This is a genomic window from Solidesulfovibrio sp., from assembly GCF_029978005.1.
Taxonomy (GTDB): domain Bacteria; phylum Desulfobacterota; class Desulfovibrionia; order Desulfovibrionales; family Desulfovibrionaceae; genus Solidesulfovibrio.
Genome location: NZ_JARKOZ010000084.1, coordinates 56525 through 64611 on the forward strand (window position 1 = coordinate 56525; position 8087 = coordinate 64611).

The 8087-nt window shown below is 65.0% G+C and carries 5 protein-coding genes; all 5 read right to left on the reverse strand.

Annotated features, from left to right (window positions below; translation table 11 throughout):
• Window positions 1–266: 266 nt before the first annotated feature.
• The 5 genes from Q1K70_RS10100 to hpdB all read right to left on the reverse strand — a co-directional run bounded on the left by Q1K70_RS10100 (window position 267) and on the right by hpdB (window position 7447).
• On the reverse strand, window positions 267–1481 hold the full coding sequence (locus tag Q1K70_RS10100) for an MFS transporter (RefSeq protein ID WP_300158613.1): 1215 nt from the start codon (window positions 1479–1481) through the stop codon (window positions 267–269).
• Window positions 1478–2917, reverse strand: coding sequence for an MFS transporter (locus tag Q1K70_RS10105; protein ID WP_300158618.1), 1440 nt, complete (start codon window positions 2915–2917; stop codon window positions 1478–1480). The genes Q1K70_RS10100 and Q1K70_RS10105 overlap by 4 nt, the downstream gene beginning before the upstream one ends.
• A 282-nt stretch (window positions 2918–3199) precedes the next feature.
• Entirely contained in the window at window positions 3200–4141 is a 942-nt protein-coding gene (gene hpdA, locus Q1K70_RS10110; protein ID WP_300158621.1) for a 4-hydroxyphenylacetate decarboxylase activase, read from the reverse strand.
• A gap of 290 nt (window positions 4142–4431) precedes the next feature.
• Window positions 4432–4701 (reverse strand): 4-hydroxyphenylacetate decarboxylase small subunit, encoded by a 270-nt coding sequence (gene hpdC / locus Q1K70_RS10115; protein WP_300158624.1) that lies wholly within the window; start codon window positions 4699–4701, stop codon window positions 4432–4434.
• 10 nt (window positions 4702–4711) lie between these two features.
• Window positions 4712–7447, reverse strand: coding sequence for a 4-hydroxyphenylacetate decarboxylase large subunit (hpdB, locus tag Q1K70_RS10120; protein ID WP_300158627.1), 2736 nt, complete (start codon window positions 7445–7447; stop codon window positions 4712–4714).
• Window positions 7448–8087 lie beyond the last annotated feature (640 nt).

Below are 8087 nucleotides of genomic sequence, written 5' to 3' on the forward strand. Positions count from 1 at the left end.
TTCCCGCATTGCGGGGAGCAAGGACGAACGGGGGCCGGGGAGGGCGCGGCGGCTCGGCGCGCGGCCACGACGGAAGCGGTTTTGCTGCGCCACGCTTCCCCCTCCGCACCGGATGCGGCTTGTCCGCGCGGCTGCACTGGAGGACTGTCGGTCCCTCTTTGCCGGGATGCCGGGCGCGGCTGCGGCAAGAGGCCGTGTGCCGTGGCCGGGCGCGACGGCGAGGCCGCGCCCGGCAGGCAAGGACGGGCGCGGGGGCGCGGCCGGGCTCAGTCGGCCCGTTCGCCGGCCGGCCGGGGCCGGTCGAACACGCCTGTTTTCCAGATCTTGTAGAGCATGAGGATCTGCAGCAGCGCGCCCAGGGACAGGGCGGAAAAGCCCAGGGTGAAGCCGCCGGAGAGCTGGCGCAGGATGCCGAAGACCTCCGGCCCGATGAGGATGCCGAGATTTTCGCCGATGATGATGACGGCCATGGCCACGCCGATGCCTTCCGGCCGTTTGGCCAGCATGGGACCCGAGGCGAAGATGATGGTGGGCACGATGCCGGCGATGAGCCCCATGGCCACGAGCACGGCGTAGAACGTCTCCAGGGACGGGATGGCGAAAAGCGGCCACAGCACGGCCAGGCCCGCCGGCGGCAGCACGAAAAGCAGCCTGCTGCGGCCGAAGCGCTTGAGGAAAAAGCCGCCGTAGATGTTGCTCAGGATGGAAAAGGGCCAATAGAGGATGGAGGCGTCGGCGGCCTGGAGGAGCGACTGGCCCATGTTCTCGCTCAGATAGGTCGTGATCCAGGTGACCAGGGAGAAAAAGCCGAAGGTGTAGGCCGCGAACGCGACGGCCGCGAACCAGACCTTGGCGTTGCCCAACTCGTCCAGGATGGCTTGTCGGCTGGGCAGCGCGGCCTCGGCCAGGCCGCTTTGCCGGTGGGACGGGATGACCAGGGCGTAGGCGGCGATGCCCGGGCACACGAGCAGGAGCAGGAACAGCCAATAGGCGCTCAGGGAATAGTGATCGAGCAGCCGGGGCGCGGCGAAGAACATGAGCAGGCTGCCGCAGGGGATCCAGGTGGACCAGATGCCCATGGCCAGGGGCAGCAGGGGCTTGGACACGAATTGCCCGATGGCCGAGGGCGCGGCCACGGCCACCAGGGCGAAGCCCACGCCCTGGATGATCCGGCCGGCCAGGAAGACCGGGTAGAGGGAGTGGCATGTGGCCAGAAGGATCAGGCCCAGGCCGCAGCAGAGCAGCAAGAGCCCCCACAATCCCACCCGCCTGACGCCGCAGCGCTGGATGACCAGGCCGCAGGGCGTGGCGAAGACCAGCGCGGCCAGGGCGAACAGGGTCATGAGCATGCCGGCGTTGGCGTAGGAGAGCTGGAAGCGGTCCTGGAGCACCGGCAGCAGCGGCGTGACCGAGCATTGGACGAAGGAGGCGATGACGCCCACGGCGAAGGTCACCCAGATGATCCACCAATCTTTTTTCACGACGACACCCGGGACGCCTTGGCGGTTGCATGGTGGGAGGAAGAGGAGGACTCGCCGTCGGCCGGCTGGCTCCGGCGCGAGGACGTCACGATGCCGAGCAGGGAGTACAGGGCCAGGATGCAAAGCCCCAGGCGCATGCAGGCCAGAAAGGCAGGCATGGTCTCCTGGCCGACCGGCCGGCCGGACAGACAAAGGGACAACAGGACGGTGATGGTGGTCATGCTGAGCACCATGCCCAGGGTGCGCATGGTGCCGACCATGCCCGAGGCCAGGCCGTAGCGTTCCCTGGGCACGCTGCCCATGATGATCATGGTATTGGGGGTAATGAAGATGCCGTAGCCCGCGCCGATGCAAAGCAGTTCGACCACGAGCAGCGGCAGGGGCATGGCCGCGTCGAGGGTGGCGGCGGCCGCCACCAGGCCGAGGCAGGTGACGGCCATGCCGCAGGTGGCCAGGGGGACCGGGGAGCGCTTGTCCGCGAGCCGCCCCACGAACGGCGATGCCAACATCTGGGTCACGGGCATGCACAGCAGGACCACTCCGGCCATGGTGGGCGAAAGGTTCATGGAATACTGGAGATAGAGGCTCATGAAAAAGGTCAGGCCGAAGGTGGAGGCGTAGTTGCCCATGGCGGCCAGGCAGCTCAGGGCGAAGGTCCGGTTGTGGACGATCTCGTGCAGGTCGAGCAGGGGCGCGGCCGTGCGGGACTGGAGGCGGCAGAAGGCCCACAGGATCGCGGCCCCGAGGACCACGGCCAGGAGGCCGGCCAGGCCCTTGTCCGCATGGGAGGCCCCACCGGCCAACAGGCTCAGACCCAGGGCGTAGAGCGCCGCGCCCTTCCAGTCCACGGTCCGCCGGCCCTGGCCGGCCGTGGGCGCGACGTGCAGGCCGACCAGGCACAAGACCGCCCCCGCCAGGCCGAAGGGCACGAACAGCCAGAACAGGGAGCGCCAGCCAAGGCTCGAGGCGACGAACCCGCCGATCAGGGGGCCGCTGGACAGGCCGCCGTAGATGAAGGCCTGGAGGATGCCGATCTTCTTGCCGCGCCGGTCGGGCGGATAGGCCAAAGAGACCAGGGCCACGCTGCCGGAGAGGAGGGAGGCGGCGGACAGGCCTTGCAAGGCGCGCACGAGGATGAGCGTCTCGATGTCCGGAGCCAGGCCCAGGACGCCCGTGGTGGCGGAGAAGCAGACGAAGCCGACGATGTAGATGCGCCGCCAGCCGAAGATGTCGCCCAGGCGGCCGAAGAAGAGCATGGAAACGGCCGTGGCCAGGACGTAGGTCTGCTCGACCAGGCCGAGCTGCAGGGCCGAGGCGTGGAGGTCCCGGCCGGCCGAGGGCAGGATGACGGCCACGCCGGTGACCATGACCGGAATGAGGTACTGGGCGACGCAGGCGATGGTCAGCAGGAGCCAGGGACGGGTTTGGCGCGACACGGTGTCCCCCTTGTGTTCGCATCGTGGGCAATGGGCCGCGAGCCGGGCCGGCGTCCGGACGCGCCGGCCCGGCGGCGGCCGGAGCGGAAGCGAGCGATTTCGAAAAGCAAGGAACGTTCCTGCCGGGGCGCGGGGGCGCGATTTCGGCGCAAGACCCCGGAGCGCGGAGGGGAGAGCGACGCGCCCCGTCCGGTCCCGGACGGGGCGTCTGTCACGCGGCGTGACGGTCCTGTCCCTGCGCGTGACGGCGTCACGCCGGCGCGTCGCGTCGCTCCCACGGCTTCAGGCCAGTTCCTCGTCCACGTAGCAGGCCACGCCGTGATCCAGGAACAGGTCCTGGATGGCCCGCATCCTGTCCTTGGGCGTGGGTTCGAACTCCTTGTAGGGGTAGCTGCGGCCGAGTTGGCTCCACTTCGTGTCGCCCAGGCGGTGAAAGGGCAGGATGTTGACTTCGAAGAGCTTGTTGGCGTTCATGAAGTCGATGACCCGTAGGATGTTTTCTTCGTCGTCGTTGAACCCCTCGATGACGGGGATGCGCAGGACCAGTCGGCCTTTCCAGCCCGAATTGGCCAGCGTGGCGATGTTGTGCAGGATCAGCTCGTTGCCCACGCCCGTCTTTTCCTTGTGCCGGGCGCTGTCCATGTGCTTGCAGTCGATGAGGGCGAAGTTGATCAGGTCGAAAATTTCCAGGAAGTCCTTGGTCTTGGTGTGCGCGGTCGTTTCGATGGCCCGGTGCACGGATTGTTCCTTGCAGCGCCGCAGCAGGCGCACCAGGAAGTCCTTTTGCATAGTGGCCTCGCCGCCGCTGAAGGTGACGCCGCCGCCCTGGGACCAGAACTGGCTGTCGCGCAGGATGGCCCGCATGACCTCATCGTCGGTCATCCATTTGCCGGAAAGGCGGGCGGCTTCGTAGATGCAGCGATCCACGCAGTCGTGGCTGGGGCATTTGTCGCAAAGGGCCATGTCGAAATGGAGCTTGCCGTCGCCGTTGGGGCGGATGGCCCCGTAAGGGCAGGCTTTGAGGCAGCGCTTGCAGTTTGTTTTGTCGTATTTGCATTTGGCCTGGCTGAAAAGAAAGCGTTGCCGCAGTTCGAGGCCCTCGGGATTGGAGCACCACTGACAGCGCAAAGGACAGCCGCTCAGGAAGACCAACGTCCGGCTGCCCGGACCGTCGTGCACCGAGAAGCTCTGGATGTCGAAAACCAAGCCTTGGCCCTCTTTCATAACGATCCTCCCGTGACGTTGACACGGACAGGAGGGCGGTAACGCCCTCCTGTCCGGAGTTTGCAGAGCCGGTGACGCATGTTCGCGGGGCGCTTACCCCCTCCCGCCCGCACGGGGCGTTCGCTCCTGCGCCAGCCCGATCGCCGATCGCCGCGCCCTGTTCCCGGGTGGGAACCGCTGGCGGAGGGTTTCCCCCGAAACCTCCCGCCGGGCGCCTCGCCTGTCGAAGGGGGGCTGCTCCCGCGGCGCAGCCCCGCGACCGGGGCTGCGCGGCGTCTCCCGTCCGTGGCCTAGTTGTTCCAGCCCTGGCAGTTGACCGCGGGCATTTCGCCGTAGGCCCAGAAGCTCTTGTCCTCGAGCCCCACGCAGTTGCCGAGTCCGTCCTTGGTCCGATCGACGAAGCTCTTGCAGTTCTTGCACTTGGGCAGCTCTTCGAACTTCGGGCAGCATTCCGAATCGATGGCGATCATCTCGTTGGTCCAGGCGCACAGTCCCTTGGCCGCGTCGACCGGAATGAAGTTCTTGCAGTCGTCGTGTTTGCTTCCCTTCGTGTTGGACATCTCGCGCCTCCTAGATGGATTCGTATTCGGTTCTGGCAATCACTTCGTCCTGGATGTGCTTGCCGATTTCGACCCAGTACTGGGTAAAGCCCGCCACGCGCACCAGCAGGTCGCGGTGCTGCTCGGGATTGGCCTGGGCCTGGCGCATGACCTTGGAGTCGCAGACGTTGAACTGGATGTGGTGCGCGCCGCGACGCAGGTAGGCCTTGATCAGGTCGGCCAGGTGACGGGTGCCGTTTTCGCCCTTGATGGCCAGGGGGTGGATCTTCATGTTCATCTGCGAGTTCTGCGACCAGGACTGGTCCCAGCAGGTCGCGGACTTGAACAGGGCGTAGGGGCCGTTGCGGTCCGTGCCCGGGTAGGCGGACATGGAGCCGTCGGCGAAGGTGGTGCCGTAGAGGCGTCCGTCGGGCGTGGCCAGGCAGGCGCGGCCCTGGGTGCCGTGGGTGGAGACCGAGTTCTGGCAGGTGTAGAGTTCGAGGCCGAACAGGGACTCGAAGGTATGGGCCACCTTGGTGAACCACTTCTCCCAGAGGATCAGGTACTTGTCCGCGGCGATGTCGTCGTTGCCGTACTTGGGCGCCTGGAGGCAGTCGCCGTGGATGGCGTCGAATTCGTCGCCGTCGTCCTTCTTCACCTGTTCGGCCAGGGAGAAGCTGTCGATCTCGTCGGCCTTGTAGAAGCCGAAGTTGGCCAGAATGGCCTTGCGGAAGTCGTCCAGGGTGTACTTCTTGTCCTGGAAGACCAGCTTGTCGAGGGCGACGAAGGCGTTGACCATGTTGATGGTGCCGCAGCTCTCGATGTTGTAGGTGCCGTTCCAGCGGTAGCCCATGTCGCCGATGTGATGGCCCTTGTCGAGGCAATCGGGCTTGAACAGCGACTGGATGATGCACATGTTGTTCTTGCGCCAGATGTCGTGCTGGATGTTGTTGCACTTGCACAGCACGTCGATGGTCTTGGCGTAGTAGTCCTTGTAGACTTCCCAGATCTCGTCGAAGCTTTCCAGCTTCTTGCCGTGCGGCTCGAAGACCTGGATGCCCGTCCGGTTGTCGTAGCCGTTGAAAAGCACCATCTCCAGGATCTTCGGGTTGGAGATGAAGTGGACGCCCACGGCGGCGGGCTGGCTGGCCCCGGCCGGCACTTCGTACTCCTTGCCGCCCAGGTGCAGGACCTTCCACACGGCCGGGGCGGTTTCCAGGCAGCCGCCGATGGCGTAGGAGCGGGCCTCCTCCAGGGTCATGCCTTCCTTCTGGTAGTGGTTCCAGATGAACTCCGTGCCCATGCGGAAGCTGAACCAGGCCGGGTAGCCGGTGCCGATCTTGGTGCACTCGGCGCACTTGAGCACGAAGTCCTCGGGAATCTTCTCGTCCCAGAGGATGGACAGGGTCGGCTGGGGGCAGGGCATGGTCATGCCGGCGTGGATCATCAGGTATTCAAGCCTGTTGGTCGCCGGCTCGCCGGTGCGGGTCAGTCCGCCCACGGCCAGGTTGTTGAAGGTGTTGCCCGAAAGCACGCCGCCGACCACGCCGAAGGAGGCGAACACGTCGAAGCAGGTGAACTTGACCCGCTGCAGTTCGAGCAACTCCAGGGCTTCGTCCTCGGTGATGCGCCCGGCCGCGACGTCCTGCTCGAACCACGGCCAGAGCACCTGGCCGAGGCGGCCCGGGGACATGCCGGACAGGGCGTCCTCGTTGAGGGTGATGGTGTGCATGAACTGGATCATCTGCATGGCTTCGTAGAAGGTGCGGGGCTGCTTGTGGGCGATCCACTCGCAGCAGGCGCTGATCTTGTCGTAGTCGGCCAACAGCTTCGGGTCGTGGGTGTACTGCTTGAGGCGGCGGGCTTCCTTGGCGTAGTTCTCGATCCAGGTCTGGATGCCCTTGATGAGCTCGATGCAGGAGGCGTAGAAGTACAGGCGGTCCATGCCGCTGATGCCGTCGCCGCTGGCGTTGCCGGCCACCTCGGCCTTTTTCTCCTCGCACATGGCGAGCAGCCCGTCGAAGCCGTACTCCAACGGATAGTAGTAGCTCATGACCTCGCGGCCCTGGGGCAGGGTGTAGCCGGAGTCGAACATGCAGATCATGGTGCGCATGATCTTTTCCTTGAGGTCGTACTCCGGAACCTCGCGCTCCCAGCGGTTGCCGAGGTCGTCCACGGACTTCTTGTACCAGGCCTTGGCGATCTTATTGAGCGCCGGCACTTCCTCGGCCCGGATGCCGAACTTGCCGGCGATGGAGACGATCTTGCCGAAGCTCTCGGTGACGTTGCCGCCGCCCGCGCCCACGCGAGACAGTTCGCCCGAGGACTCGCCGCCGCGCTTGAGGGCCTCCTGGTACATCTCGTCCTCGTGGGCCAGGAAGAAGCCTTCGGACAGCTGCGGCATGGGGAAGGAACCGCGGTAGTACCGGGCCTTGCAGCACACGATCAGCTCGCCCGGGATGATCAGCGGCGTGGTTTTGGCGAAGGCCACGGCCAGGGCCTTGGCCCGGCGGTAGACCGGGATCTCGTACTCGTGCTGGGCGTAGGTCCGGTTGTACCAGTAGCCGAACTCCATGCTGACCGAGGACAGGGTGTTCAGATACAGGTCATAGAGCTTTTCGACGCGGGGATGGGGCTTGAGGTCCTGGAATTCCCGGTCGACGATCTCTTCGGGGGCCTTGCCTCCGTACTGGAAGTTCATCCCGAGACCCTTTTCCGCCAGGATGTCGCCCAGCTTCTTCTTGCGCTGAAGATCGAGCTCAGTCATGCAGCACCTTCCTTGCAGGTTATGGTGGATACGCTCTTCGAAACGATCATTGCCTTGCCTAGGCCTAGGTCGCAGCATGAAGAGCAAGGGCCATGCCTGCCGAAATTGTAAAATAAAGTGTTTTATTCCAGTGTATTGCTCTGGAGAAAAAGCCGTTTCCCGAAAACGGGCCCTTGGCGTGGAAAAAGGTGGGCATTTTCTGGCACTGCCAGGAAAGGAAAAACTTGTGTTACCACTTTGTTTCATTTAGAGAAAAGCTGTCTGGGACAGACATGGCACTGTCGTCGCCGGGAATGGCCCACGCCGGGGAAGCGGCGTTCGGATTTTCCGTAAAATTTCCAGACGGGTCCCCGTCAGGGGGCGTAGCGGGCCAAACAGGCGGACGAAACGCCGCCGCGAACGATCGAGGCATTGCATTTGCTAGAGAATTCCCCGACGAGGCCAAGTCCCTCCGCCAAGCGGGCCAGGGGACGGGGGCTCATCGCAACCAGACGCAGCACCATGAACACGAGCGAAAACATCCAGGTACCGGCCGGCCGACTGTTGGACTGCCTCCCGCTCGGGTTTTTCGCCCTGGACAACGCGTTGCGGGTGTTGGCCTGGAATGCCGCCATGGAACGTCTGCTGGACGTCGCGGCCG

Coding starts and splice junctions, on each gene's coding strand:
- hpdB (WP_300158627.1), bottom strand. CDS start 7,447: ATGACTGAGCTCGATCTTCAGCGCAAGAAGAAGCTGGGCGACATCCTG.
- hpdC (WP_300158624.1), bottom strand. CDS start 4,701: ATGTCCAACACGAAGGGAAGCAAACACGACGACTGCAAGAACTTCATT.
- hpdA (WP_300158621.1), bottom strand. CDS start 4,141: ATGAAAGAGGGCCAAGGCTTGGTTTTCGACATCCAGAGCTTCTCGGTG.